Source organism: Spirosoma aureum (assembly GCF_011604685.1).
In the GTDB taxonomy this organism is placed as follows: domain Bacteria; phylum Bacteroidota; class Bacteroidia; order Cytophagales; family Spirosomataceae; genus Spirosoma; species Spirosoma aureum.
In genome coordinates, this window is the sequence record NZ_CP050063.1 from 3,709,861 (window position 1) to 3,736,707 (window position 26,847).

At 46.3% G+C, this 26,847-nt stretch carries 22 protein-coding genes and 1 pseudogene; 11 read left to right on the forward strand and 12 right to left on the reverse strand.

Going from position 1 to position 26,847, the window contains the following annotated elements:
• Positions 1-582: 582 nt before the first annotated feature.
• The 7 genes from G8759_RS14460 to G8759_RS14490 all read right to left on the reverse strand — a co-directional run bounded on the left by G8759_RS14460 (position 583) and on the right by G8759_RS14490 (position 7,243).
• Positions 583-1,161, reverse strand: a complete 579-nt coding sequence (locus G8759_RS14460) for a DsbA family protein (protein ID WP_167209081.1) — start codon at positions 1,159-1,161, stop codon at positions 583-585.
• Positions 1,162-1,332: 171 nt separating this feature from the next.
• On the reverse strand, positions 1,333-1,770 hold the full coding sequence (locus G8759_RS14465; RefSeq protein WP_167209083.1) for a hypothetical protein: 438 nt from the start codon (positions 1,768-1,770) through the stop codon (positions 1,333-1,335).
• Positions 1,771-2,112: 342 nt separating this feature from the next.
• Positions 2,113-4,902 carry a PAS domain S-box protein gene (locus G8759_RS14470; RefSeq protein ID WP_167209085.1) on the reverse strand — a complete coding sequence of 930 codons (2,790 nt, stop codon included), beginning with the start codon at positions 4,900-4,902 and terminating at the stop codon, positions 2,113-2,115.
• Positions 4,903-5,072: 170 nt separating this feature from the next.
• Positions 5,073-5,498, reverse strand: a complete 426-nt coding sequence (locus G8759_RS14475) for a response regulator (protein ID WP_167209087.1) — start codon at positions 5,496-5,498, stop codon at positions 5,073-5,075.
• A 426-nt stretch (positions 5,499-5,924) separates the two neighbouring features.
• Positions 5,925-6,344, reverse strand: coding sequence for a hypothetical protein (locus G8759_RS14480; protein ID WP_197933135.1), 420 nt, complete (start codon positions 6,342-6,344; stop codon positions 5,925-5,927).
• A gap of 173 nt (positions 6,345-6,517) precedes the next feature.
• Positions 6,518-6,895 (reverse strand): hypothetical protein, encoded by a 378-nt coding sequence (locus G8759_RS14485; protein ID WP_167209091.1) that lies wholly within the window; start codon positions 6,893-6,895, stop codon positions 6,518-6,520.
• A gap of 18 nt (positions 6,896-6,913) precedes the next feature.
• A complete protein-coding gene (locus G8759_RS14490) occupies positions 6,914-7,243 on the reverse strand; it encodes a DUF998 domain-containing protein (RefSeq protein ID WP_167209093.1) in 330 nt (109 codons plus the stop codon).
• 510 nt (positions 7,244-7,753) lie between these two features.
• Between G8759_RS14490 and G8759_RS14495 the strand changes: the two genes are divergently transcribed.
• From G8759_RS14495 to G8759_RS14525, 7 genes are all read left to right on the forward strand, one after another.
• Positions 7,754-9,919 carry a hypothetical protein gene (locus G8759_RS14495; protein ID WP_167209095.1) on the forward strand — a complete coding sequence of 722 codons (2,166 nt, stop codon included), beginning with the start codon at positions 7,754-7,756 and terminating at the stop codon, positions 9,917-9,919.
• A gap of 275 nt (positions 9,920-10,194) precedes the next feature.
• The gene (locus tag G8759_RS14500; RefSeq protein WP_167209097.1) at positions 10,195-10,614 is read left to right on the forward strand and encodes an Hsp20/alpha crystallin family protein; all 420 of its coding nucleotides are present in this window, start codon (positions 10,195-10,197) and stop codon (positions 10,612-10,614) included.
• A 126-nt stretch (positions 10,615-10,740) separates the two neighbouring features.
• Positions 10,741-10,953 carry a YgaP family membrane protein gene (locus G8759_RS14505; protein WP_167209099.1) on the forward strand — a complete coding sequence of 71 codons (213 nt, stop codon included), beginning with the start codon at positions 10,741-10,743 and terminating at the stop codon, positions 10,951-10,953.
• 33 nt (positions 10,954-10,986) lie between these two features.
• A complete protein-coding gene (locus tag G8759_RS14510; RefSeq protein WP_167209101.1) occupies positions 10,987-12,177 on the forward strand; it encodes a carbohydrate-binding domain-containing protein in 1,191 nt (396 codons plus the stop codon).
• Between the two features lie 76 nt (positions 12,178-12,253).
• A complete protein-coding gene (locus tag G8759_RS14515) occupies positions 12,254-13,081 on the forward strand; it encodes a universal stress protein (protein WP_167209103.1) in 828 nt (275 codons plus the stop codon).
• A 901-nt stretch (positions 13,082-13,982) separates the two neighbouring features.
• On the forward strand, positions 13,983-14,411 hold the full coding sequence (locus tag G8759_RS14520; RefSeq protein WP_167209105.1) for a hypothetical protein: 429 nt from the start codon (positions 13,983-13,985) through the stop codon (positions 14,409-14,411).
• A 74-nt stretch (positions 14,412-14,485) separates the two neighbouring features.
• Positions 14,486-15,130 carry a substrate-binding domain-containing protein gene (locus G8759_RS14525; RefSeq protein WP_167209107.1) on the forward strand — a complete coding sequence of 215 codons (645 nt, stop codon included), beginning with the start codon at positions 14,486-14,488 and terminating at the stop codon, positions 15,128-15,130.
• Positions 15,131-15,289: 159 nt separating this feature from the next.
• Here the strand turns inward: G8759_RS14525 and G8759_RS14530 are convergent, their stop codons facing one another.
• Positions 15,290-15,568 carry a hypothetical protein gene (locus G8759_RS14530; protein ID WP_167209109.1) on the reverse strand — a complete coding sequence of 93 codons (279 nt, stop codon included), beginning with the start codon at positions 15,566-15,568 and terminating at the stop codon, positions 15,290-15,292.
• Positions 15,569-15,767: 199 nt separating this feature from the next.
• Positions 15,768-17,444 carry a hypothetical protein gene (locus G8759_RS14535; protein ID WP_394353313.1) on the reverse strand — a complete coding sequence of 559 codons (1,677 nt, stop codon included), beginning with the start codon at positions 17,442-17,444 and terminating at the stop codon, positions 15,768-15,770.
• 199 nt (positions 17,445-17,643) lie between these two features.
• On the opposite strand from G8759_RS14535, the gene G8759_RS14540 reads away from it, so the two are divergent.
• Positions 17,644-18,432, forward strand: a complete 789-nt coding sequence (locus G8759_RS14540; protein WP_167209111.1) for a Fic family protein — start codon at positions 17,644-17,646, stop codon at positions 18,430-18,432.
• Between the two features lie 16 nt (positions 18,433-18,448).
• On the opposite strand, the gene G8759_RS14545 is transcribed toward G8759_RS14540, so the two are convergent.
• From G8759_RS14545 to G8759_RS14555, 3 genes and pseudogenes are all read right to left on the reverse strand, one after another.
• A complete protein-coding gene (locus G8759_RS14545; RefSeq protein WP_167209113.1) occupies positions 18,449-19,027 on the reverse strand; it encodes an RES family NAD+ phosphorylase in 579 nt (192 codons plus the stop codon).
• A 16-nt stretch (positions 19,028-19,043) separates the two neighbouring features.
• Positions 19,044-19,453: pseudogene (gene parS / locus G8759_RS14550) on the reverse strand (type II RES/Xre toxin-antitoxin system antitoxin).
• Positions 19,454-19,628: 175 nt separating this feature from the next.
• The gene (locus G8759_RS14555) at positions 19,629-21,017 is read right to left on the reverse strand and encodes an apiosidase-like domain-containing protein (RefSeq protein ID WP_167209115.1); all 1,389 of its coding nucleotides are present in this window, start codon (positions 21,015-21,017) and stop codon (positions 19,629-19,631) included.
• A gap of 685 nt (positions 21,018-21,702) precedes the next feature.
• Here G8759_RS14555 and G8759_RS14560 point away from each other — a divergent pair.
• From G8759_RS14560 to G8759_RS14570, 3 genes are read left to right on the forward strand one after another with little or no spacing between them, the layout of a single operon-like run.
• Positions 21,703-22,440, forward strand: a complete 738-nt coding sequence (locus G8759_RS14560; RefSeq protein ID WP_167209117.1) for an RNA polymerase sigma-70 factor — start codon at positions 21,703-21,705, stop codon at positions 22,438-22,440.
• The gene (locus tag G8759_RS14565) at positions 22,437-23,459 is read left to right on the forward strand and encodes a FecR family protein (protein ID WP_167209119.1); all 1,023 of its coding nucleotides are present in this window, start codon (positions 22,437-22,439) and stop codon (positions 23,457-23,459) included. The genes G8759_RS14560 and G8759_RS14565 overlap by 4 nt, the downstream gene beginning before the upstream one ends.
• Before the next feature lie 24 nt (positions 23,460-23,483).
• Positions 23,484-26,843, forward strand: a complete 3,360-nt coding sequence (locus G8759_RS14570; protein WP_167209121.1) for a SusC/RagA family TonB-linked outer membrane protein — start codon at positions 23,484-23,486, stop codon at positions 26,841-26,843.
• Positions 26,844-26,847 lie beyond the last annotated feature (4 nt).

Below are 26,847 nucleotides of genomic sequence, written 5' to 3' on the forward strand. Positions count from 1 at the left end.
GTTCGAAAGAGGTATTTATTCCTTGCCGGGCTTTATCAAAGGCCAATTAACTGAGGTCAGTGGCATAAATTCGGAACGATTTTGTCCTACCGGATGTAGAGAGAATCTCATGAGCGAATATGGCCAGCGAGTAAACTTCCTGACCTGTCGATCAGGCGTGTCCCCAAATTCGCGGCATGTGACGGGGAAATTTGTGCTGGAAAAATTGAGTTAATAAAACGCACTTCAGATAGGGCATTGTTAATCTATCCCCGAAGAAACTCGAATCATCAGTCAGTAAATCGTTGCATTGCGGACTTATTTCAGTTGGGTATGCTTTGAGGTATTCCAGATAACCCGCAAGTGACTGCTGGTTACTAAAGAGCATACGCTTCTAAATTCGCTGACGTATACTGGCCGGTTTCTATGAACTTAAGTCGATACCGGTTGCGGGGTTGATCAATTGAGTAACAGACATTAACTCTTCAGCCGAGGTACCGCTAACAACGACTGTAATCGCTTTTTTCATAGGCGATCTAGTTGCTCGAACAGCCATAATCGTTTCCATAAATGGCTAGAATTGGGGACTGCTGCCTTACCTGGTTAGTGGTATCTGCCGGTAGCGTCATTTAAGCTGGTTACACCTGAAGCTTCATTTCTGAGTAATAAGGGTCGTTTCACATACTGGTTAAGCAGTGGTCCTAACCGAGCCTGAGTCAGTTTACCATGTAAACGGTGAATACCCAGAAACAGCATTGGCGTCTGCACCACTCCATCCTGCCTTCCCTGCTCGATGTCTGCCCATATCTGGTCTTTGAGTGTTTCATCCTGAAGATCAGCCAGAAACCACTCTATCTGGAGGCCAAGCGATTTTGCCAATTCCGGAGCTGACTTAATTGAAATTGGATTCGCCTGAACAAACAGAGCCTGATGCATAACACTGTACTTACCCTGTCGTCGGGCTGCTTCAGCCATTAGTGACATGAAAAAGGCTCTGGGATGGCTCAGGTTCGGAAAATGCCGGAATTGATACGATAGTTTACCCTCGAACGGAGGGAAAATTCTATTGACCACTTTCTGAAGTGCCTGACACCGTAGGCAACTGTAGTCGCCATATTCTACCAAACTCAGCCCGTTCGGGTTAAGATTATGAATCGATTCCTGATCGTACGATTGGCTCATAACTTGTCTGTACAGAAACTGCTATTGTTTTTGCACAGACAAATCTAATCTTGAAGTCTTTTTTGCCGTATGACCCTCATTAGCCTACTTATTGATTCGGGTCAACACCCATGAGGAGGTTCTAAAATTCAGATTAGCGGCTTTGTGAAAACTAGAAATCACAAACAAGTACTACTGCGTTTTGTTGCATGTCAGTTTAGTGCTTAATGCCTTTTGACAGGACTCATACAATTGCTCCTGAAAGGCAATCAATTCTTCCAGACGTTCTTCTTCCTCGGTTTGCTTAATGAGAAGTTTCCGACGATTTAGTTGATTGGTCTGCGACAGCTCGGTCAGTTCCATGGATTGACGAACAAGTAAGGCAAACCAATTTAAGGGTTTATCGTTCGGATGTTCATAAAACCGACTCCTTTCTTCTAAATGAGTATCCTTTAACACCAATCGTTCGGTTCTACCCAGCTCACAACACGCCTGCTGTTCCTGCGTATGCTTACGTAGGAGTTTTAGGCGCAACTCCATCCATATCAAACGTTTAGCCCTATACGCCTGCTTCCGTTCTATAGACATTTTCTCAGAAGGGTGAGACCGGTTGGAAGACGTTGTTTGCATGGCGTAAGAGCAGTTGACTCAGATAAATTAGCTATCCGTTTCCTGAATAACAGGTAGTGAAATGAACCACAAGTCAGCGTTACTCTGACTTGATTACAGTTATTCTTTCGTTACAAATTAGTCGATGTAGCTTCCCCTGGAAGTGGTAAAAAAACCGTTATTTTTCATGAAAGTTAGACCTGTCAACCAACAAATTCCCTGATCAGTATCAGGAATCAATCTGTTTTTACACAAATGACTGCATCTAACTTATCATTCAATGCCTCTGCCCAGATAGTATTAAATCTATCATTCAGCTAATCAGGGTATCTATTAACATCTATGCTGTCTTTTTCAATGTCTTTATTGACTAGCATAGGCGTCTTCATAGGGAATGCTTATCGTGATGGTAGTGCCCTGGTTTACTTCACTTTGCAGGGAAATGTCCCCGCCCATCAAGTCGATATAACGCCCTACAATGTGCAGTCCCAAACCAGTACCTGTTCTGTTGCCTACGTTTGTCGCCCTGAAAAACCGCTCGAACAGGTGTTCCTGATCCTCGGCTGAAATCCCAATGCCTTGATCCTGAACACTCAGTGTCAACTGACCCATCAGGCAACTCCCCCGAAGCTGTACAACCGAACCAGCCTCTGAGTACTTTAGGGCGTTGGAGAGCAGATTAACCAGGATTTTTCGTAGCAGCGAACCATCAAGCCAGACTGGACTCAGACAGGACAAGTGCGTCTGTATCGTTTGGCCGGGTTTTAACGTAGCGTTTAAATCGGTCAGTACTTCACTCACCAGTTTAGCAATATCCACCGATGAAGGATGGGCTTCGATCTTGCCTTCCTCAAGTTTGCCTACCGAAAGAAACTCTTCGAGGATATCATTAAGGTGGTTGACGGAGGCCCGAATGCGGGCCAGATGTTTCTCTCGTTTATCCTGTTGATCGCTTGTTGTATATTTCCCAATGAGGGTGGCGGAATTGAGTAGGGCGGTTAAGGGAGATCGGAACTCGTGAGAAGCCATGGCTACGAAGCGGGATTTCAATTCACCCAACTCCTGCTCGACGGACAGGGCCTGGGTCAGTTCTTCTTTTGATTGCTTTAACTGGTTTAGCGTTTCCAGAAGTGCCTGCGTCCGATCGGCCACTTTCTCTTCCAGCTCACTATTGAGCTGTTCAATCTGGGACTGATGAGCCAGCAATTGCCGTTCAGCCTCCTTTTTAACACTGATGTCGATGATATAGGCGACGACATACAAGGTATCATCCAGTTGGAAATGACTCAAGCTGACTTCAACCGGAAAAACCGAGCCATCTTTGCGCTGGGCATGCAGGTCTCGATTGTGACCCATAGGCCGTACCTGAGGATCAGCGTTGAAGGACTTTCGGAGTTTCTCGTGGTAGTGGCTCACACTCGAAGGCACAAGTTGTTCTATCGTGAGATTGTCCATCTCACCCGCCGGGTAACCCAGCAACCGATCAGCCAATTGATTGGTCAAAACAATTCGACCTTGCTGATCGCAGATGATAATGCCAATTGTGGCCGTAGCGAAAATGGCTTCGTAGCTTGTCGATGGAAAATGTTTATGGTGATCAGAATCGCTACGTTCGCTCATGGATTGTGCTGGTTTGTTTGTGATCGTTACAACAACACCATCCCCGCTTTTAACCACCGTTTGATCCCGCCAGTTTACCTGCTGACCCTCCCGAACCATGACTTTCGACTCGAAAGGCCGACCCGTTTTGACAACGTCGGCGTACCGGGCCAACAGAACTTTGTCCCTCAGTTGTGGAGAAAAATTAAATGGATTACTTCCCGCTTTCGGTTTATTTGCAGAACCATGTCCCTGCCGTCTAATCCTATTTTGAAAGGTACACCGAAAATCGACTATCTGACCCTCCCTGGATCGTAAGGCATCAAACGCCACGATGGTATTTGGTGAACAGTCGAGTACGGTTCGAAGTTCTTCAGCTTGCTGGTGATGAGCCAGTAGGGACTGTTTAATCGAGGTGATGTCAGTGAATGTCAACATCAATAGTTCACTTTGTGGAGTGATGACAATTCGATACCAGTTCGTTTTGCCATTGTGAACAAAAGGCATTTCAAATTCCTGAACGTCAGCTCGCTCGATACCATTCATACAGCGACTCAGTAGGCCCGATGCATTCGCATCAGCAAACGCATCGGTTAGTAATTCTCCCTCAAGCGCGCGGGTCGATTTTCCAAAAAGGTCTTTCAATAGTGAATTGACCCGTGTAATTCGAAAATTGATATAGTAGTTTTTGCTATTTTTTGCACCGCGAACTACTCGTAAAATAGCAATCCCTATCGGAACGTTTTCGAGTATAGTGTGTATGAGTTGTGCCTGTTGACTGCCTTCCTCTTCGGTATGATTTGGGAGTAAACTATCCTTGTAGGTAATCATCAGCCCCCTCGAAATTCGTGTGATTTTCTCGATTCTCCAACAATCATATTCGGGATAAAACTGTTCCCCCGTAAAGAGTTGTCCCGTTTGATAGGTATCTACATAGTGCGTAAAGAAACCATTCCTGCGTGTAGATGGGTAAATTTCTGATACTGTCCGGCCCAGAAGCTGCTGACGGGAATAACCACTCATGCTAATTCCGGCTTCATTGATCATCACAAAACGAAAATCATGAATTTCCCCTTGCGGATCATAAACAGGTTCTAAAATGGTGACATTCAGATCGAACCCATCAATAACCTCCTGAAGTCGATCACTCAGTTGACTAGTATCCTTGCTGATTTGAACTGTTGGATCATACGAAATGACCAGGCAGTCGTCCTGTTTTATAGCCGATACATTCCTCCAGGCGTCCTCCATCCGATCACATAGGGCAAAGAGCTGGTCAATGTGCGCTGGTTGTTCCGTCTCCATTACCTGGTGAAAGTGATTAATCACGCCGGTCTTCACCAGATGAGGAAGTAGTTGATGGAGAGACTGTCCCAGCAGGTCTTTAGTCTGGCGGCCAAGGTCAAGTTCGGCCCGATTATTAATCTTGGTCAGCAACAGATCGGTCAATGCTCCATCCGGGCTTCGAATGGCCTGAAAAACCAGCACACCCTTCTGAGCTGTGGCTAAGTCATCTTTCAGGTTATTGGTTTTCAAAGGATTAGTTGGGTTCATGGCTAGGGAGAGTAACGAGTGTTTCGAGAAGGAAGGGCGACGTTTACCGAAGCGCAGAGTAGAACTCAGTTTCGAATATATTGATTATCAGTGTGAAATGACGAAAGAAGCGGTCAAACGCTTCTTTTGGTAATTCAATCTGGTTTTCGGCTCTAACGGCTTTGCAATTTTTAGCGTACGTACTGGTTTGGGGTCAGCCAAAAGTCGATGGCTCGTCGCATCAGTTCACTGACTTCCTGGTAACTCTGGGGCTTAATCAGATAGGCATTAGCACCCAAGTTATAGGCTCGACGTATATCGTCGGCTAAGTCAGAAATACTGTACACGAGTAAGGGCAAATATTTGGTTCCAGTATTGGCCCGTACCTGCTGAATAACCTCAAAGCCATTCTGGCCTGGTAGATTAAGATCAATAAGTACCAGCCTAGGCATGGGGTAGGTCTTGTCCTCGTAGATTCCTTGCTGGAGTAAATAATCGATGGCATCTGAACCATTAGACAAAACGGTGAAGCTTGGCGGATTTACCAAGTGGCTCAGTACTCGTTTAAAAATGTCTATCTCATTGAGGTTATCTTCAATATAAAGAATGTCCAGCATGATGAATCAGGATTATGTATAGTGAAAGCAACATAAAAATGGCGTGTACTGATCGAGCGAACTGTCCACCCAAGCTTACCCTACGTCGACTGTTAACAAATACGGTTGTTGGCCACCCATCAACTCTGGTAGGTTGATTTTAAATTCCGTAAGTGAAACTGGCCAAATACTATCTGACTAGTCGCTGATTCCGATCCATCGTTACTAAACGTACTGATAATTTTCTGATCAGTAGTATACCCTTTAACCGTTATATTAACTTCTGGTGCCGGATAGTAGTAACATTTGCCTATTAAACCTATTAATATACAAGACAATATGGGCAAAGGTAATTATTCTTCGAATATATGGCCCTTGGTTACGTAATAATACTCAAAACAAGGGATCGTCTGAATAACCACAAATTGGCTCGTACAATATCCATTACTACATTGCCGGCAAAGTCAACGTTTCTCGTAATCTCTTCACGACTGTATCAGTTAAACTTCTTACGTCCCTGGCCGTTAAGTGGTAAGTCGATGTATCTTTTCGGGTGGGTTTCGGAGCGGCTGGCAGTAGAGTAGCAATAGACAGATCGACAAGTGCAACAGGCCTTTTTCCCAGTCTCATTTGTAGTTCGTCGTCAAGCTTAGGGTTTGCGCCGTCGGCCCCTCCACTTATCGAGACGAACACATAGTTGCCTATACGGGCTTTGAGTTGCTGAAAGCATGAACGGAGTGGTGATGCAATATGGCCCATCCAAATAGGGCTTACAAAAATTACCAGCTCATTCCCTTTCACCATATTCAGTACTGGAGTTACCTGTGGCGTCCGGTTAAACAATAGATCAAGGATAATTGTCCACATCGTTCGAGAGCTGGGTTCTGTGATTCTGATGTGTTCCGCCGACAATGCTAATGCTATACTGGCGGCTAAGGTATCGTTGTTACCCGTTAATGAGTATGATATAACTATTATCTTCATGGCTGGGCTTTTACTTGTTTATTGCTGTCGAGCAGATGGGTTCGTTTTCTCAGGAGTCAATCACTGGTAGTTTTTATCTCCGATGCATGTTTAGCTATGTTATAAGCAGGTAAATGCTTAGATGGACCAGGTAATTTTTCTGCCCGCAAGAAATCAAAGGCCAGTACCATCATCCAAATTATATAACCATAGATATTGATACGTTCCTTAATCCCCAGCCACGGCGTTGGCATAGCTACTGCTATTCTGGGAGCGTCTAGACCCGCCCAAATTCCGAACAGGAGAAGTATAGAGATGGTCAGGATAGAATAGATACGGAACCACTTTCCAGATGAAGTGGCACCAAATCCAATAATCAGTAGGATCAGTAGTATGGTAATACTCGTAAGCACGAGATGCATAGCATTTTTACGGAGATTGGCATCCAGTTGCATTGGGTAGAATATGGCTACTTAATCAACCAACCCGAGTCCGATCAAAAGACCACCTGTTATATGCAGTGATAGCTTACGACCTGAAGCTCCCCAGATGCCAATCCCGAAGGCAATTTCAAGCAGCGCATATAGTGTTAGCCACGGAATCAGGAAAGGTCTTGTCGGAGCACCGATTGCCCTCAGCTCGCTCACCGATTTGTCCGCATAACTATAATCTTCCCACTGTACAGCGGCAAGAATGTCGGTACTGATATAAAGCACGGAAGCGATAATGCCACAGAAAAGTAACGCTTTTTTCAACCAATTTTTTTCAAAAAAATCGGTTGAAACTAATCTTGTCACAGTCATACTATTTTTAGTAAAGTTTACCGGTCTAATCGGCTTTTATCAGACCTCCGGTTGTCGCCCCGAAATCCTCCGTAAACGCTCTTTTTCAGTACTCTAGGATAATCAACGGATATGGTCATTCACGCGAATGGGCAGATGATAGATCCTGGCCACCACCCGGTTTAGATTTGGCACAAAAGTATAGTTGCCCTGCACAGACCACCAGCATTGGCGACAGGCTATTGACTGATTTAAATCAGTCAGTTATAGTAGGACTTTCATGGTAGCTGTTGACGCAAGGTCTACCTCAACACGTAAAAGAAACTTTTAGGTTAAGTTCTGATTATTAGCGGTTTGCTGATAAGGATTAGCCAGCGCGTTGATTTCTCTCATCGGTTGCTCTTTCCCTGAAATCTACCTTTACGATTTCAGGATTGCCCAAACGCAATTGTCCTCCCCTACGAGTTGATGTTTTGCTGCATTGAGTGGGTCGAACAGAGACTTTTTTTTCATTTCAACCGATATTATCCCATGAATTCATTCCAAAAACCGATGGTTGGGTTGCTCCTGTTTTCCTTAATTCAGGTGAACACCTTTGCCCAGACCAATTGGCCAAAAGAAATTCCGCTGGAAACAGGTGGTAGAATAATCCTGTATCAACTCCAGCCCGAAACGGTTAGCGGCAATCGGTTAACAGCCCGCGCTGCTTTTTCGATCCGGGAGAAGCGTGGTGATGAACCAATTTTCGGCGCAATGTGGCTCAACGCATCGTTGGATACTGATAAAGCTGAACGGACGGCGAGACTTGAAAGTATACAAATTACGGAAGCCAAATTTCCAGTTGAGGAAAATCAATCTCAGGTGAACATATTACGGGCATTGCTGCTACAGGAAATACCAAAATGGAAGCTGGATATTCCCCTGGATGAGCTGATAGTAACAATGGACGGAGCCAGGTCCGGCGATAAAGACCAATTCAAAAATGATCCACCCGAGATTATTTATACACAGCAACCAACTAGGCTGGTTTTAATCGATGGTGAACCCTTTATAAAACCAGATGACCAATTGGGGGTGAATCGCCTGCAAAACTCGGCATCACTGATTGTCCAGCAACCCAACGACAACCTATTTTATTATTACACAAGTCCATTCTGGTATCAGTCAACCGCGATCCTGACTGGCTGGACGCCCTTAAGTAAATGGCCCCGCTGGGTTAAAAGACTGAACCGGAAAATCAAAAAACTAGAGAAAGAAAATCAGGAACTACCAGCAGACGATTCTGATAATGAGGCAATAGAGCCACCAATCATTACAGTTAGAACAAAACCCGCTGAGTTAATCCAATCGCTGGGCCAGGCGCAACTAGCGCCCATTCAGGGAACAAACCTGTTGTATGTGGTCAATACGGAGAGCGCTATTTTCATGGATGTTTCAAGCCAGCTGTATTACGTAGTTCTTTCAGGCCGCTGGTATAGGGCTGCCTCGTTGCAAGGCCGCTGGAGTTTTGTTCCTGCCGACTCATTACCGGGTGATTTTGCCCAGATTCCAGAAGGCTCGACCAAAGCTGAAGTACTGGCTTATGTGCCCGGAACAGAAGCAGCCAGGGAGGCAATACAGGATGCTCAAATTCCCCAGACCGCTAAGGTAGACCGTAAGAAAGCAACTTGTAGAGTTACCTATGATGGTGCCCCTCAGTTTGAGCCTATTGAAGGCACCAATTTATTTATAGCCGTAAATGCCTCCAATACGGTACTCAGAGCCAATGCTTCCTTTTATTGCGTAGAAAACGGAGTCTGGTTTATAGCCAATAACCCGGCTGGCCCATGGGCTGTTTCCGTTGAGCGCCCTATTGATGTCAACAAGATTCCGCCCAGTAGTCCTGCCTATCCGGTCAAATACGTTTATATCTATGACATTGACCCCGACTACGTATATATGGGTTATACGGCGGGTTATTCAGGCTGCTACGTATATGGCCCCACCATTCTGTTTGGGACGGGCTTTTATTACAGGCCCTGGTACGGCAAGGTCTACTTGCCCCGTCCGTTTACCTGGGGGTTTAGCCTGCAGTATAATCCATGGGCTGGCTGGCATTTTGGGTTTGGGCACAGCTGGTTTACGTTTAGCCCCTGGTTCAATTTCTGGCGATGGTGGGGACCGCCCAGGCACCTTGAACAATTACCCCGTCGATATAACCGTTATCCCAATCAGCCAGGAGGGCGCAATCCGCGTATAAGCTCCAACAACAACGTCTACCGATACCGAAATGACGTAGTAACCAGGAATTTAGAAAGAGATTATCAGAGCACAACAGAACGGCCATCCAACTCACGAACTTACCGACCATTATCTAATAAGGCACAGCCTTCCGGGTATACTCCCTCGCGGCAACCATCCAGGAATTTACCATTTAAAAGCCCCGGCCAAGCACAGGATACGCCCAATGATGTCTATAGTGACCGGTCTGGGAAAACCTATCAGCGTGACCGGACAGGTAACTGGCAGCAACGTGAAGGGAAAGGCTGGCGGCCAACGAGCCGGGAAAACAATCCAACTCTTCCGCAGGTACAGCGGGATTACCAGTTACGGGAACGGGGTAGTGGCCGGGTGCGGCAGCAGCCAGGTGGTTTAGGTCAACCGGCAAAACCAACTCCTCCACGCAAACTATCCGGAACGATTCGATTGCCCAGATAATCAGATTGTTATCTAGTATCACCTTCCTGGAAGAAGCTAGTTTCTAAAGATGGGAATGAAAAGGTGATAGGCATGATTTACAGTTTATTGATTTCTTACTACACCATGTTTAACCTTCCGTCGAAGAATCTTAACGTGCTGATATCAATTAGTTAATAAGGTGAGGATACTCACTGTGTATCCGTTCCTTAGGATTCAACTTTGCTATCGAACCTGCTAGCCAAACTGGCTGGCGTACGATTTTCAATTGTATATAAAACTAAACGTAGTAATCCATGAAACCAGCCTTGCGTAACTCGCTGTTGTCAGCCTTTCCTCAACTCTTTGACAACAATTTTTTCGGCACCTCATTTTTCCAGGACAATGACATACCGGCGGTGAATGTCCGGGAAGAAGCCGACCATTTTCAATTGGAAGTCATCGCTCCAGGCATGAAAAAGGAGGATTTTAAACTGGCCATGAACGATGGTACACTCACCGTATCGGCCGAAACTAAATCGGAATCCGAAGAGAAAAAAGATTCATACCGTCGCAAAGAGTACAGCTACAAGTCTTTTAGCCGAACGTTTAACTTGCCGGAGGGTCTGGAAACCGACACTGCTCAGGCAAATTATGCCGATGGCGTACTAAAAATCGACCTGAAGAAAAAAGTAGCCATACCCAAACCAGAAACGAAACTCATTCCTATAGACTAGGGGAAAGAAAACCGAACGTGGTAAACACCACGTTCGGTTTTCTTTCCCCTAGTCTATAGGAATGCATTTAATGAATAAGAGCTAGATACAAATTGATCGAAAAGGAAGGCAACATAGCCAATCTATATGATACATAACATTAGCAAAACCGATCGAATTCTGCGAACAGGCATGGCCATTACCCTGCTTGTACTCTTCTCAAAAACAGATGGAAGCTTAACCATGAACTGGTTACTGCTGGCTGGCTCCATTTTGCTGTTGAGTAGCAGTATCATTAAATATTGTCCTCTATATCATCTTTTGGATCGTTCGACCCATCCGAAAAAAAAACATAGCTGATAGAAATGTCCATCTTAAAATCCAAAAATGACCATGAAAGCTAGTCTATTTCTTCTGTTCGTGCTGTATGCAACCACTACTTATGCTATTCGCTATGAGTTTGGTGATCAGGTTACGATTAGCCTACCTTTAGATGGAGATTTATACGTTGCGGGTGGTACAGTTACGATCAATGCACCAATTCGTGGCGATTTGATAGCTGTGGGTGGAACCATTACGGTTAATGATTCGGTCACGAATGATATTCTATTGGTTGGTGGTACGGTGATCCTGAATGGGTACGTAGGTGACGATATCCGTTGTCTGGGCGGTAGTTTGCAGGTACTCAAAGGTGCAGGCGGAGACGCCATCCTGGGAGGAGGTACTGTAACTATTGATCGGGATGGTATTATTGATGGGAGCCTGCTGTCAGCAGGGGGTAAAATGATTATTAGCGGGCAGATAATGAAAGAGGTAGTGCTAACCTTTGGCTCTCTGGTTCTTGAAGGTCGGGTAGGGGAAACATTACGCTGTCAGGGTGCAACCGCTACGCTTAATGGTCGTGTAAACGGAAACGCAGTGATATCCGCCAATGAATTTAACGTGGGTCCGAATGCCCGTTTTGGGCAGGAGGTACGCTATTGGAGACAGAAAGGCAAACTAGCGTTTGGGCATGCAGCGCCACAAAATAAAATCCGTTTTGACAACTCACTGGCAATAGAAACTGGACAGGGGCGTCCAGCCATTCTCGCTATCTTGTGGTTTCTAAGTATGGCACTGTTGATGATTTATTTGATCCAGTACTTTTTTGGGAACCTAATGAAAGCCGCGGGTAAAACACTAACCGAAAAAGCATTGCCGTCTGTAGGAGCTGGTTTTTTATTTTTTATTGCCGTACCCGTAATTACGGTACTAGCCTACGCTACGTTGGTTGGTGTGCTATTGGGTGTAATCCTTACGTTCGCCTATATAGTTGCTCTGATGCTGGCTATGGTGATAACCTCAGTTGTGGCAGCTAACGTATTGAGTATACGTTCAGGTCATCAACCCTGGAGAAGGGGACGATTAGTGTTAACCGCCTTTGGTGTATTTATTTTAATTCAGTCACTGGCAATGGTTCCGTTTATTGGCTGGCTGGCCACCCTTCTGTTAGTTACAATGGCTTTTGGAGCTATCCTGCTCAATATTAACTGGAAACAACCGACACAAATCACCACTGCCCAGATTCAGCCTGCTCTATCCTAACGTAACTAAGGATACTTGCCCAAGCGCACAATGAAGATCATGCGACGCAACTCTAACCGAAAAAAGCAGTACGGGTATGTATAAGATAGTGGCATTAGCCGATTTTTCAGCAGCTTCCGAGCATGCTATTATTTTTGCCCAGGCACTTTTAGCCAACACGGTAGCTGATTTTTATTTAGTCCACACCGTTGAGCCCCAGTCGACCGACCGAAATGTAGGTATTTTTAAGCAGGCAGAAACCCCACAGTCAGTCGCCAAATCGTTGCAAGCACTTAAACTTACGTTAATGCAACAACCCGTTCGAACTTCACATACCTATCATACGCGCGTACTGACTGGCAATACAGACCGGGCTGTTGAGAATTTACTGAATCAGGAGCACTTCAATTTGATCGTGATTGGGTTAACTGATGCTGGAAGGCATAGTTTTTTTGGCAATCAGGCAACAGAGATGATTCGACATGCAAAAGCGAATGTGCTTATCGTTCCTCATATGTCCTTTATTCAGCCGCTTAAACAGATAGTGTTGGCCACTGATTATCTGTCCATCAATACGACTCAATCACTTGACTTTTTGAATGAACTAACCACACAGAAAGCGATACAATTGACACTATTGAATATTGTAAATCCTGATAAGCCTAATTTACAGCCATCCGAAAGCAGTCGGAATTACATTCAGCGGGCTTTAAATACAACTAAGACAGACATATACACAATTTATGACGCAGATACCCGACATGGTCTTAGTGCTTATTTAGATAGTTATCAGGTTGATCTTTTGGTGATGATTCCGCATCATAAAAGCTTTTTCGATTTATTGACGAACAATAGCTTGACCCGAGGAATGGTATCCTCACTCCGGGTTCCTCTATTAACGCTTTATGATCCTGCTATGGATTAGCACTTAACAAATTCAATGACGTATTTACTCTAAAATTAATTTCTACAAACGTCATCACGGCAACTCAAAACATCGATAATCAGGTCACCCCGGTCGCCCGTTGTGAGGATAAGTACAGTTTCGTCACTCGCCGTCATCAGATTTGGCAACATCATCGCCCCGGAAACGAAACTGTCGACGGGATTAAAAGCAGGCTTCCACCAATAAAAACATCATCGCTAATCTGTTTAACCGTAGGGTTATGCAACTGTTATTTCACGGTATGACCGCTGTAGACAGATTCCCCGGGAAAAGTAAGCCTAACATAGATCACACGTCCGTTAATTGATCGGACTTAACCCGGTTGACCAACAGGCACAGCACCTGAATATCCAGGTTCTAAAAGGACCGAAAAGTGCTATGCACAGAATGGATTATCTGGGCTGTTGAATTAGTTTCGCCATTTATCACCAGTAGGAGGGGGGCAATCAGGTTTGGTTATGATCGCATTCGTTTCAAATTCAAACGCAACACCCTCACCCAGAAAATCGCTGGCCTCTATAACCGTAAAATAACAACGCTCTTCCCTTTTTTATACTTGCTGATAATCGTGTCTAGCATTGCTCACTGACGGCTTTTAGGATCATTGTATGTAGGATAAAGGTAAAGGCTTTGATGAGTGAAGTTTTTGGCAGGAATAGCTATAAACACCGACAAAAACCCAAGCAGAAGCAAAATTGTACTCATTGAAACAAGAAAATATTGATTGCTATGCATCTAAGTAATGATTTCGCGAGGTTCTAAATCAATTAACTGGTTGAGGAAAGTCAATCTTAGTAATGATGCGTCTCACTGTACACCAGGCTCGTCGGTTCCATCTTTACGCAAGCTTCAATTCAGGAAAAACAACCTGCATAAACCGATGGAAACGTATACAGGAATTTGGCTTGATCATCGAAAAGCCCTTATTGTCTCATTTAAAGGTGACTCTGCTACAAGTCATTCCGTCCAGGTTGAGGCACAAAAGCGTCAGCGAATCCACCGAGACGGGCATCCCTATAAAAAAGCGGAGGATCAGGTAGAGGAACTTACCAGGCATCGGTTAGCCAACTATTACGAGACGATCTGTGCTCAGGTTAAAGATGCATCGGACATCTACATTTTTGGTCCGGGGGAAGCTAAAACCGAACTGGAAAAAGTACTAAGGAATAAATCAACTTTAGCTGAAAAAATAAAACAGGTTGAACCGGCAGACTACCTAACCGATTATCAGATTATGGCTCGGGTACGGGAGTTTGCGGCAAAGAGACTGGCGTTTATGCATCCGCTTAACCATCCGTATACTCGTTAATCGTTTTTCTTCCAGTCTATTTTGTAAACGTCAACCATCTCTATTTTTTTAATTCACTTACAACAATTTTAGCAATGAGAGGGCATCTGTTCCGCTTTTTGTTGGTATTGCTTATTCTTTTCGCCAACGGATGCAGCAGTCGAAAAGGACAAACAATACTGATTAAGGGTTCAGATACAGAAGTGAATCTGGTACTCGATCTGGCCGAAGTGTATATGGCAAAAGATCCCGCCATTTCGGTGGCCATTACTGGCGGTGGATCTGGGCTGGGCATTGCCGCCCTGTTGAACGGCAAAACCCAGGTGTGTAACTCATCCCGTCCACTCAGTCAGGACGAAATCAATCTAGCCCGTGAACGGGGTATTGACCTAAGAACGACTGTCTTTGCGATGGATGCAGTGGCAATTATTGTGAATAAAGCCGTAGGGCTGAACACGATTAGTCTGGAAGAGCTGGCAACAATTTATTCAGGTAACCTGTCCAACTGGCAATCAGTTGGAGGACGAATTGGACTCATTTCCTTATATGGGCGACAAACAAGCTCTGGCACGTATATTTATTTGAGGGATAAAGTTATTCAACGTGACTATTCGCCAAAAATTCGCGAATTGAATGGTACAGCTCAAGTCATTGAGGCTGTCAGCCAGGACCCCCATGGCATTGGGTATGTGGGCGTTGGCTACATCAGTGATATCCCTAAACAAGGTATCTATACATAAGTGAATCGGTGGTTTCGCTGTAACTTGCTATGCAGCAGTGTCATCTGAGTAGTGAGTACAACTTTGGTTCTACATCTGGAATTTGTGTGTGGACGTCGTTTCGTATCGAATAGACGGAACTATGTAAATACCGTGCCTAATAGTTAAAAAGCAGCGATACTATTCTTGTCCGTATACAACGGATAACAGTTGATAGCTATTAAAAATTGAAGCTGATTTTCCAGAAAGAATCGGACGTTTTTCTGAACGGTCTTGATCGCTAATTACGACAAGTTTAGTTAATGATGATAAATACTCTTTTGTGAACGATAACAAATGAACTAATTTATCAAATAAGCCAATATTCGTTGAGTCAATTGCCAGTTTGTTGCCTGGCAATTGACTCAACGAATTGAAGAAGGCAACATGAATAAAATCAGCCCCTGAGATGAGTTTCAACCGTTACCTTTGTTTATACTTGCTTATGATTTGAACGTCTTGGCAAAATAAGTAAGCCTGCGGTTTAGCCTTCCGATTCCAGGGTTTGGATAGTGGATGATGCCAGGTTAGTCAACCCTTGACCCAATCTGCTTTTCAATAGGGCCTTCCGCCTGTTCTCCATTGACTTGTTGAAGATGGCCAGGACGTTGTGCCAGCTTTACTGGCCGGTGTTAATCTTTATGTCCCGGAACATGTATGGATTGTCGCTGATTCTCAGTGTTTTTCCGCTGGCAGTCGTTATGTTCCTGAGAATGACCTCTTTCGTGATGATATAGGGGAATTTTTCCCGGTAGGAACTGTCCGTCAGTTGCGGATTGAAATTGGCAAAAATGGCAGGCCCCCGGTAATTTTCCGGATGCCCGGAGTCGTCGATACAAAGATTGTCAATGGTGATTCGTTCCGGCATATAGCAAGTATAGCCGAAATCATGCTGACCCGAATAGGAGCCGCTTAGTAGGTCAGCACTGATGAATTTACCATCTGCTGGCACGAAAACACAGTTGCGAATGACCAGCTCTCCCTGCCAGCTACTCCCATAGTCGGGGCGCAGGTTGACTAGGCTCCTGCCGCGAATGGTCGAATTTTCCACCAGTAAAACCCCGCTGCCAATGGCATTGATCCCCATATGGCCCAGGGTAGAGTTGCGGATGGTGGCATTGGCAACGCCCTGGTGAGCATCAAACCGCGAGAGGGTACAGTGATCATACAGAAGATTTTTGCAGAAGTTAGAACCCAGAATGCCCCAGTATGTATTGTCGTTGATGTCATTGGTCTGGCTGCAATTCACGAAAGATACATTGAGGGCACGGTTGGCAGACAGGTCGTAAGTGCCCATGGAGACAGGCTTACCGGCGGCACCAATGGTGCTATAGGTTTTGTGCCCAGTCAGGATGGTGTTTTTTACCGTGACATAGGCACAGTCACCAATATTGATGAAACCGCCATAGGGTGCACCCTGAGCTTCTTCACCCGTGATGCGGTGCTCTAGCCCCTCAACCAGCACATTGGACCGTCTGATGGCGATGTTTCGATCATAATAGGTATACTTTGATTCAGCTTTATTGGCAATAGTGTTGAAATGTCCCCCCGTGATCTTCAGCGGTTTCTCGTCGATAGGCAGCGCGGAGATATCCGTAATTTGATCGAAATCCCAGAGGATGGGGGCGTTCCTATCGACGTTACCGTTTTTGTCGACGACAAAAATGTCGGTCTGCGAAGATCCATTATTTTGGTTGAGCCCAAACCGGATGTAGTGCTTTACGTTTGCATTGGTGACCATGATTAGGCAGGGGCCCGGCAAAGACACGTCGATTTTCTGCTGGTTTCTCTTCAGGGCTGGTATCAGTTCCAGTTTAAATGGCTTGCGCTCTGAACTGACCCTGAAAACAGACGCATTGCGATTTTGAACCTGCGTGTCGTCAATCAAGAAGGATGCCGTGTTGAAGTCAGTGTCCGTCTGAATGAGAGCCGTACGCTCTTTGCCGCCAATATAGTAGATGGCTTCCGGGTCGGCTTTGACTAACAGGCCGTGCAGGTTGGCAAAGGCATGGGTCGCAGCGATCGCGTCCATATCATCGGTTTTGCCATCACCTCTGGCGCCGAAGTCCCCATAACGAATCAGGCCGGCGGCTTTATATTTACGGACATCTTTTGGGGATACGTTTATCTGCAAGTCTCCGTTTTCATTGGTGTATACCTGGGTTTTCCCTTTTTTAGAGGTGATCAATACCTGGTCAGGCGAGCCTTTCGTCTGCCCCTGTGTCACCAATGCACCCAGTACTAGGAGGAACGTCAGCAGGCTATCCTTCATCACATGAGTTCGCTTAGTCGTCATTAATTTGGGTAAAGTGGCTGATTGGAGCAATTTACTCAATGAAATACGAAGCCAGTGGAACGTGCAGGAGTATCGTAGTGATCTTGTCAGACAATACGCTTAGTGAAAAAGCCATGTCTAACCTGAATGGACGGGGTAGTTCAGTTTACTGATTTTTTCACTACACTTACTGGCTGAAAGCAAGCGCTTTGTCAATCCAATGCCAGACACCTCGATCCCTTCCACGCTGCCCCAACTTCTGGATGGCTATCGAAAGGCAGTCACTGATGGCAACACCAACAGGATGAACGAGTTGGTTCGGCTTACTTACTACTCGACGGTCATCGAAGGGTCAAGCCTGACCTTCGCTCAAACACGAAACCTGATTCGAAACGGCCAACCGATTTTAGATAAACCATTGACCGACCAAGGGCGAATAATTGACCATCACCAGGCCCTGGAGCAGATCCTGTCTATGGCCAGCCAACGCGAACCCCTCAATCGAAACGCTCTCCAAGAGGTAGCTGCTACGCTGATGGCTCAGTCGGGAGGCTTGATCTATTCCTTATTGAGCTCCTTTGATACCCGTCAGGGAGACTTACGAATTGACTCCGCCATGGTCGGTAGGCGGATAGTCGTGGCGGCTCACAAACTGCCCGCAGCCATCGATGAGCTGCTCAAGGGCATCAACACCCGCATCCATCAGCTCCACACCCCTCGGCAGGTCTATGATTTATCTTTCGAGACTCACTTCCAGTTGTTGACCCTGCACCCCTTTGGAGCGGGCAACGGTCCCATGGCCCGGCTATTAATGAACTATGTTCAGCACTACCACCAGTTACCGCTTAGTCAGGTCTATGTTGGTAGCCGAGCGGCATACCTCTCCAGCCTGGAAAGCAGTTGGAGCCAGAAAACGACGGTGCCCATTGTGGATTTTATGCATAGCCAGTTGCTAAGGCTGTTGGCAGAAGGCCTTGCCCGGTCGGCTGATGAGCAGGATTTAGATTGATCGAGTTAGGCCTACGCTAACCAGTTGACATGGGGCTATAAATCCAGTTATCATTCTCCGCCCAAAAATGTCTTTGTCCTACATCAATTGTAGGTTTTCGTGAACGATTGTATCCGACTTTGGCATTGTCCTGGTGCCAGAGTCGACGTTCAATGGGGAAAGGTTCCTGATGGACTACACGGATCCGGCCAAAAGCGGAATGAGCCGGATGAAGCAAATAGTTGTAGGACATCGGCACCACCACCGAGGGTACGGCCGCCACTAGCGTGGTGGGTTCAGTCAGCCAATCCTGTAAAATCCACTGGCTCCGTTCGTAGCTTTCTTCATTCCAGTAAGCAGGCAAGTCGTCCGGCGACCAAGTGGTTAACGAGTCATCAGCCACCTCCAGGGTAAACAGATAGAGTGTAGGCAACTTGTCGTACTTAACCCGGGGTTTGTGCACTAATGATTCGACCAAGGCCAGTGCAGGCGAGGAGGTCGTATAGAGTAGGGGGTATCCCTTTGGGTTCCACTGGCCACCCAATAACCGTGCTCCTTCGGTAGCCAAGGGTTCATGGATGTAGTTGGCTTTGACGGTTCGATAAACGGTAAACATCAAGGTGGCAGGCTAACTAACCGACAATACCGTGTTCGATGCGCCCCAGCACATCATCCACCAGACCAAACCCGGTCGTTGTGTCGAGTAGAGACAAGGGGGACTGGGTATTGAGTTCACGAATGGGGGAACGAAGCCATTCGGCCAGTGTCTGGGCATCCTCATCGAAGACATCCAGCCCATGTTGTAACAGATTGGTTAGTAATAGCAGGCGTTCGGAAGCATCCCGGGCCAGTTTATCGTCGGCTTTGAGCCGGTGTAGGTTGCGCACCGACATGTTCAGAATGCGGGCCAGTTCAATATCGGTCAATCCGGCTAACTGGGCTACCTGATCCGCTTCTGAAGAAGCATGCCCTGCCGGGATTTATCAATGACGGTGTAAAGGGGGTAAACAGCCGTCGGTGGAAGAAGTGTTGGGTATGCCATAGCAAGCAGTGCCTTTTTTCATCACTACAACTGCAATATGCCAAGAGTCGTTCATTTTGGCATATTGCAGTTGTTTTCGCCGTATAAATCAGTCCCTTTTTCTGAAAGCTATTGGCCGTTTAGTGGAACGGGAGCGGGGTAGGAGAGCTTATAAAAACTCTCAACCGTGAGCCGATTAGTTGCTGATCAAACCCGGAGCCGATAGCTTTAACCTAGGATCATCGAAGACGATCACCCAGTCGTCTTCGGAGGGCGGTGTGATGCCAAACTTTTGACGGGGTTCTGCTACGCCAATGCGTAAAGCTTGACCCGAACGGGGATTGAACCAGTGCATAACCATGGGCTGGCCAGTCATCTTTTGCATATTCAAATAGATTGTCCGGTTGCCTCTCGGAATATACATGATATAACAACTATTGTCAGAAGCTTTGGCCGCGCAGATGTAATCCAGCTCGCCAAAGGTACCCCTGCCCGACAAAATGACCTCGCTGGTTTGATCGGGCACTAGCTTTTCCCAGGCTCTGGACTCGTACAATCGAAAACACAGAGCGACCTGCTTCATGCCAGTCGTACTCATCAGTGGTTTCCAGTTTTTGAACCAAAAGCTGGAATTGCCTAGTTCACCTGAACTAAACGAGGTTCCTTTACAGCCGGTTAAAAATCCTTCATACATTTTCCGGCGTATCCACTGATTGTTTTCATTGTCGGCATAGTGGGGATTGTCGTGTTCATAACTCATGTCCAATTGAATGGTCATTTTCCCGTTGGCATACTGGATCAATTCTGCTTTATACTGTGGTCCTTTCTCCATCAGGATCGATTCGGTCCAGACGTATTCGCCGTCGATGTCCATCAATCGACCAAAGACGGGGTGATCCCTCGACCAACTGACGCCCTGTTGCATATCGAAATGGCCCGTCCATAAATGCTGCCGATCCATAGATCGAATGCCTTCAATGAGGTTGGTTTCGTAAGCCTGTAAGGGCCCATCGGCATTGTTATCCCCACCGGCTACCCACATGATGTTTTTGGTGTCTTTATATCGCTTGCCAATAAACTGGCCATATTTCCTCATCTTGATTGTGTCATTGTTTTTGCTCTGTATTTCGTCCCACCAGCCCTGGGAAGGATCCGTTCGATAGCCCAGGTACACCGGTACGGCCATCACAAAAAAACCTTTTCGTTCCGCCAGTTTAAAAAATCGGTCAACATGTTGAAAGTAAGCTTCGTTGGGTGTCGAGAAGTCCCATTGTAGGGTTAAAGGCGAAATGCCTTGCCAGTAGGGGGGATTGCCGCCCATCTGGGAGGGGGCGTTGCTCAAAACCGAACAAAGTACCGTATTAAAACCTTTTTGGTTGAGACTGTCCAGAAAAGCCGCTTCATCCTTTTCGGATAAGGCCTGAATTAAGCCCCAGGCTGAAAATTCTTTAATCAGGAATGGCTTGTTTTGACTGTCGACCAGGTAGCGCCTGTTTTCACTGAGCTGTAGGGGGAACGATACCTGAGGTTGGGCAATAACTCGGCCAAGTGAAACAAGCGCCAGAAGTAAGCATACTATTATCATAGAACAAACTAACTTATTAACCAAGTTAAGTAAGTGGGCTGAGGGGTTTGTAATCTAGTTCACCCTTGACCAGTATGTTGACTTCCATAAAACTAGTTGAAGGTATTGAAAGTCAAAAAGATCGTTAAAAACATTCATCTCTCCTCCATTGCCCAAGCAATGTTATTTTCTCGGCATTAACATGATGGACTTTATCCGACAGAACGACTGCCTTCATCGGGATTTTGATGCCGACGGTAAAGCCAATGTCGTAGCAATTAGGGTTTGGTATATACAATACATTTGGATACCATATCCTACAAGTTGCGCACTGAGCTCATATCCGAATTGGACGTTTTCGTGGACGATTCTTAAATTGCCCAAGCCTAAAAAACAGTAGGTTGTAGGGATTGTCAGTTTTAGGTCAGGAGTGATCAATCAGCATTACTCTTAATAATGTACTGTCAACTAGGCGAGTCCCTGTAATTACCGATATCAGCCAGTACTTGCTTAATTACATTTCTGCCTAAGAAGCTACAAATTACGACCGTCTCTGATTTCAATATAGTTAACAAGGTATAAACGTACTAGAAATCAACCCACTTTTGCATAATTTGTAGAAATCATTTCAAAAAAGTGATAGGAGGAGCAAGGGTATATGGAAAAAAAAATACTCTTATAGATAAACCCGCTCACTGCCTGTTGCATGAACCACCTGACTCCGTTTGAGAATACATCTGACTCCGGTCGACATCAGTGGCTGCGATCTGGGGATACCGATTCGAATGCATCTCAACCTACATTTGTTGATTCTGAGTTATTCATTAAGCAAACGTTTGAAATCGATCCCCGAAAGGGCTATGAGTTGCTATTCAAGCGCTATTATGAACCACTTTGCAGTCATGCAGTCCGTTTTGTGTATACCAAAGAGATTGCTGAAGACCTGGTCATTGAGGTATTTGGTCAGTTCTGGCAAAAGCAACTACAACACGTAGTCACTACCTCTTATCGAGCGTATCTGTTTACCATCGTCCGACATGCCGCCTTTGCGCACTTGCGAAAAGAATTCGGCCGGGAGATTCCAACAGAAGATTTTTCCGATCTGGTTTCGGATACAACGCCAAGCACGCCACAACAGGAATTACAATTCAATGAGTTGTATCTTAAAATTGAACAAGTCATCCGTTCACTCCCTCCTCAAAGTCAGAAGGTATTCATTATGAGTCGGTTTGAGGGGAAAAAGAACAATATAGTTGCCGACGAATTACAGATTTCCGTGAAAACGGTAGAAGGACATATTACAAAAGCATTGTCCATTTTGCGTCAGGCACTTCGGGAATATGGATGCGTTACGGTGCTGATCACATTCGGTTACTGGATGATTGAGCAAGGGTTAAAGACACTTTTTTCACTCTCATTAGGAACCAGCTCGCTCTACGTATGAAACCGCTTTTATCGAAACAAACAATCCGGCATCTGTTCGAAGGGAAAACTACGCCGTTGCAGAACACCCTGGTTCAGGAGTGGTTACAGGAGCCTGTCAACAAGGAACTATATTTTCAATGGCTGGAAGAGTGGGAGCGTGAGAACACCCAGTTCAAGCCTAACGTGGATCAGGCTTACATCCGCTCGCTGGAATTGGCCGGGCTTCGCGCTGGCAGCAGTACCGATGCTGGTTTTGTACACGAAACTCCTGAGCGTTCGCTGGGCAATCGAATTCGCTTGTACCAATGGGTTGCTGCCTGTGCTTTGTTCCTGCTGGGAACATATCTGCTACGTGATTTTTGGTTTTATAAACAGTATGAAACTAGTTATGGAGAAGTTCGGACAATTCTGTTGCCCGATAATAGTCGGGTGAGCCTGAATGCCCACTCGACATTAACCATTCCCCGCTTTGGTTTTGGGACCGGCAATCGCGAGGTTCAGTTAACGGGAGAGGCTGAGTTTGCCATCCAGCATTTACCAGACAACCGGCAATTTGTTGTCCGTACACCGGATCAACTCGAAGTAAAGGTATTGGGTACCGAATTTATTGTTTATAGTCGGGAACGCGGATCCAAGGTGGTTTTGAACCAGGGTAAAGTTCAGCTACGGTCTCTGGCCAACCTGAAAGCCCAGCCCGTTGTCATGGTGCCTGGCGATGTGGCCACGTTGTCCACTAAAGGGCAACTCACCCTGCGGCATCAGCAACCGTTATCAACTCACCAGGCCTGGAAACACCATCGGTTTATGTTTGAAAACACGCCCGTGTCAGAAATAGCGTACCAGATAAGCGAACAGTTTGGCGTCAATGTAGTGGTTTCTGATTCTGTACTGGCCCGGCGAACGTTGGGGGGAACGTTTCAGGCTCAAACAGTCGACGATGTATTACGCGTAATCGCAGATATACTAAATGCCCGAATTACCCGAACGATTCAACCTGATCAATCGGCAGAAACGTTTGTACTAACCCCAGTTCATTAGTTTATTCCCTAACTCTTTCCTTTCATGATCCGATCCTTACGAATTCTCGTCTTAGTGGCGGGAGTAACGGGATATCTATTGGATATTCCGCCCCTACAAGCTCAGCTGCTGGCCCAAAATCGGGTTAAAACCAGTAGCAATACGTCCTCGTCGTCAGGCACGCTTACCCTACGGGAAGCGCTGATGCAGGTTAAAAAACAGTACAATGTCGATATTCTTTTCGAAGAAAAATTGCTGGAAGGAATTTCCGTAGCAACCAGTCAGATTCAAGCCGGCAAATCCCTTGAGCGTAATTTGTCCAACATGCTACAGCCGGTTGGGCTGCGGTTTAAAAAAGTCAGTAAGGTTACCTACGTAATTCTGATGGCAGGTGCCGACTTGAAAACGAGCTATCAGGAGCCTTCAAAGGACATACAATCGTTGCCTGTATCACCCCAGCCAACGGCGAGTTCGCTCCAGGTTGGTTCACCGCAGGGAACCAGCCAGATCCAAAGTCTTGACAAGGTAATAAATGGGGTTGTTACCAGTGAAACAGGGGAGGTGCTACCGGGTGTAAGCGTAGTGGTTAAAAGTTCGACACGAGGGACAACAACCGACGCCGATGGACGATACCGGCTCAATATACCCGATGGTACTTCAACACTCATTTTTTCGTTTGTCGGGTATCAGAATCAGGAAGTGGCCATTGGTAACCGAACCGTTCTTGACGTCAGGCTGATTCCCGATCAGAAAACGCTGAACGAAGTGGTTGTGGTTGGTTATGGTACGCAGAAACGCGAGCAGATTACCAGTGCTATCGCCAGTGTTAAGGCCGAGGACTTTGTGAAAGGGCCAGTTCAGGATGCCGCTCAACTGATTCGGGGGAAAGTAGCCGGACTAAGCGTCATCACGCCCGATGGCAATCCTACCTCAACTGCTCAGATTTCGCTTCGTGGAAATGCGACCATCAATGCCAGTTCTACTCCCCTGATTTTAATCGACGGCGTACCGGGGGCGCTTAATACTGTGGCACCGGAAGATATTGAATCCATTGATGTGCTGAAAGATGGTTCGGCCGCTGCTATTTACGGAACGCGTGGAACAAACGGCGTCATTCTGATTACGACCCGAAAAGTAAAAGGCGAAACCCCGCCTACTATCGAGGTGAATTCTTATTTCACAACGCAGCGCCAAACGCGCCAGCTTAGCTTCATGAACGCCGATCAGTACCGTCTGTTAGTGAGCCAGAAAAAGCCGGGCGCTACGGATTATGGCAATAATACCAACTGGCTCAACGAAGTGACACAAAAGCCGCTGTCTCAGGTACATAACATTAGCTTACGGGGCGGCTCCCGGTCAACCAACTACATTATGAGTCTGGAATACCGTGAACTGAATGGCGTGATGAAAAAATCGGATAACTCCTTTTTGTATCCCCGAATCGAGGTCAATCATACCATGTTTAACGGGATACTAAAACTCAATGCTAACCTGAGTGGCTATCAGCAAAAATATTTCGCGGTGGATGGAGGTACCTACTCGGGATTGGTATACCGGAATGCGCTGACGTATAACCCGACAGAAGCCATTCAGGATGCCAATGGCAACTGGACGGAACGTACCGATAAAACCGATTACATGAATCCGGTGGCAGCTATCGAAGAGTCGCGGGGGGAGAATCGAAACAATAACCTTCGAACCTACGGTACCATCTCGCTGGCTCCCATCGAGGGGTTGGAAGTCAAGGCGTTGTTCGCGCGGGATATGTTCAATAGTACACGCGGTTACTATGAAACAAAGCGCCATTATTCAACGGCAAGGAGCGGCCGAAACGGTTTTGCCTCGCGTGGCACGACCCGGACGCAGGATGATTTGTTTGAGTTGACGGCCAATTACAACAAATCCATTAAAGAGCACAACTTCGTGCTATTGGCTGGGCACACCTGGCGTCGGTATAACACCGAAGATTATTACATGCAAAACTGGGATTTCCCGACCGATAACTTTTCGTATAACAACATTGGCGCGGGATTAGCTCTTAAAAGAGGCCAGGCGCCCGAAAGTTCGTTGCAGTCGGAAAATAAGCTGATCAGTTACTTTTTTCGGGTAAACTACAGCTTCATGAACAAATACCTGTTGATGGCCAGTATCCGGCGCGAAGGTTCGTCCCGATTTGGGGCTAATCATAAGTGGGGCAACTTCCCGGCTATTTCAGTAGGCTGGAATGTGCAAAAGGAGACGTTTCTCCAAAATGCCAGGGCACTATCGACCCTTAAATTAAGGGCCGGTTTTGGCGTAACCGGAACCGAGCCGGGTAGTTCGTATCTGTCGCTGAACCGAATCAATTTTAATACATATGCATTTATTAATGGGCAGTGGATTCAGGCGATCAATCCATCGAACAACGCAAACCCGGATTTACGCTGGGAACGTAAAGAGGAAATCAACCTGGGTGTAGACTACGGCTTTTTGAATGACCGGGTTTCGGGGTCGATTGATTTTTACCAGCGGACAACCCGGGATCTGATTGCTGATTTTCCGGTGCCTACACCGCCATACCTATATAACACCATTACGGCCAACGCGGCTTCGATGCAGAACAAAGGGGTTGAGGTGCAGTTGAACCTAGTGCCCATTCAGATGACTTCCTTTCGGTGGGCCACGTCGGTCAATTTCTCGACCAATGCCAATAAAATCCTGTCCTTATCGAACGATCGGTTCGCACTCGCCAGCGGCTATTTCGATACAGGTAGTACGGGCGAACCGATTCAGCAGGTTACCCACCGCGTACAGGTTGGGCAGCCGATCGGAAATTTCTGGGGCTTTAAAACCGTCGACATCGACGAAGCGGGCCGTTGGATTATTGAAGGGAAAGATGGAAAACCAAAGCCTATTGCCCAGCAACAGGCTGATGATAAGCAGATTATTGGTAATGGTTTACCTAAACGCTATCTCAACTGGAACAACACCGTTACGTACAAAAACCTCGATCTGAACGTAACAATGCGGGGCGCGTTTGGCTTCCAGATTCTCAACATGACCGAAATGTTCTGGAGTGCGCCCGTCATGCTGACCCGCGGTAATCTACGTACCAACGCCTACGATCCAATCTACGGTAAACGCCCGCTAGCCGATGATCAGTCGCTCAATTACGTTAGCTACTACCTCGAAAACGGGAATTACTGGAAAATCGACAACGTAACACTGGGCTATAATCTGAATCTGAAAAACAAGTACATAAAACGAGGCCGGGTATATCTGTCGACGGCCAATCTATATACGATAACTGGCTACAAAGGCATTGATCCTGAAGTAAGTATCGGTGGGCTGGCTCCTGGTGTTGATGATAAAAATCGCTATCCCGCTACAACCAGCTACACCGCTGGGGCCATGCTGACTTTCTAATACT

Bases quoted from the DNA above. Each gene is read 5' to 3' on its own strand.
- G8759_RS14460 (WP_167209081.1), bottom strand. From the start codon at position 1,161: ATGAGCCAATCGTACGATCAGGAATCGATTCATAATCTTAACCCGAAC.
- G8759_RS14465 (WP_167209083.1), bottom strand. From the start codon at position 1,770: ATGCAAACAACGTCTTCCAACCGGTCTCACCCTTCTGAGAAAATGTCT.
- G8759_RS14470 (WP_167209085.1), bottom strand. From the start codon at position 4,902: ATGAACCCAACTAATCCTTTGAAAACCAATAACCTGAAAGATGACTTA.
- G8759_RS14475 (WP_167209087.1), bottom strand. From the start codon at position 5,498: ATGCTGGACATTCTTTATATTGAAGATAACCTCAATGAGATAGACATT.
- G8759_RS14480 (WP_197933135.1), bottom strand. From the start codon at position 6,344: ATGTGGACAATTATCCTTGATCTATTGTTTAACCGGACGCCACAGGTA.
- G8759_RS14485 (WP_167209091.1), bottom strand. From the start codon at position 6,895: ATGCAACTGGATGCCAATCTCCGTAAAAATGCTATGCATCTCGTGCTT.
- G8759_RS14490 (WP_167209093.1), bottom strand. From the start codon at position 7,243: ATGACTGTGACAAGATTAGTTTCAACCGATTTTTTTGAAAAAAATTGG.
- G8759_RS14495 (WP_167209095.1), top strand. From the start codon at position 7,754: ATGAATTCATTCCAAAAACCGATGGTTGGGTTGCTCCTGTTTTCCTTA.
- G8759_RS14500 (WP_167209097.1), top strand. From the start codon at position 10,195: ATGAAACCAGCCTTGCGTAACTCGCTGTTGTCAGCCTTTCCTCAACTC.
- G8759_RS14505 (WP_167209099.1), top strand. From the start codon at position 10,741: ATGATACATAACATTAGCAAAACCGATCGAATTCTGCGAACAGGCATG.
- G8759_RS14510 (WP_167209101.1), top strand. From the start codon at position 10,987: ATGAAAGCTAGTCTATTTCTTCTGTTCGTGCTGTATGCAACCACTACT.
- G8759_RS14515 (WP_167209103.1), top strand. From the start codon at position 12,254: ATGTATAAGATAGTGGCATTAGCCGATTTTTCAGCAGCTTCCGAGCAT.
- G8759_RS14520 (WP_167209105.1), top strand. From the start codon at position 13,983: ATGGAAACGTATACAGGAATTTGGCTTGATCATCGAAAAGCCCTTATT.
- G8759_RS14525 (WP_167209107.1), top strand. From the start codon at position 14,486: ATGAGAGGGCATCTGTTCCGCTTTTTGTTGGTATTGCTTATTCTTTTC.
- G8759_RS14535 (WP_394353313.1), bottom strand. From the start codon at position 17,444: ATGACGACTAAGCGAACTCATGTGATGAAGGATAGCCTGCTGACGTTC.
- G8759_RS14540 (WP_167209111.1), top strand. From the start codon at position 17,644: ATGCCAGACACCTCGATCCCTTCCACGCTGCCCCAACTTCTGGATGGC.
- G8759_RS14545 (WP_167209113.1), bottom strand. From the start codon at position 19,027: ATGTTTACCGTTTATCGAACCGTCAAAGCCAACTACATCCATGAACCC.
- G8759_RS14555 (WP_167209115.1), bottom strand. From the start codon at position 21,017: ATGATAATAGTATGCTTACTTCTGGCGCTTGTTTCACTTGGCCGAGTT.
- G8759_RS14560 (WP_167209117.1), top strand. From the start codon at position 21,703: ATGAACCACCTGACTCCGTTTGAGAATACATCTGACTCCGGTCGACAT.
- G8759_RS14565 (WP_167209119.1), top strand. From the start codon at position 22,437: ATGAAACCGCTTTTATCGAAACAAACAATCCGGCATCTGTTCGAAGGG.
- G8759_RS14570 (WP_167209121.1), top strand. From the start codon at position 23,484: ATGATCCGATCCTTACGAATTCTCGTCTTAGTGGCGGGAGTAACGGGA.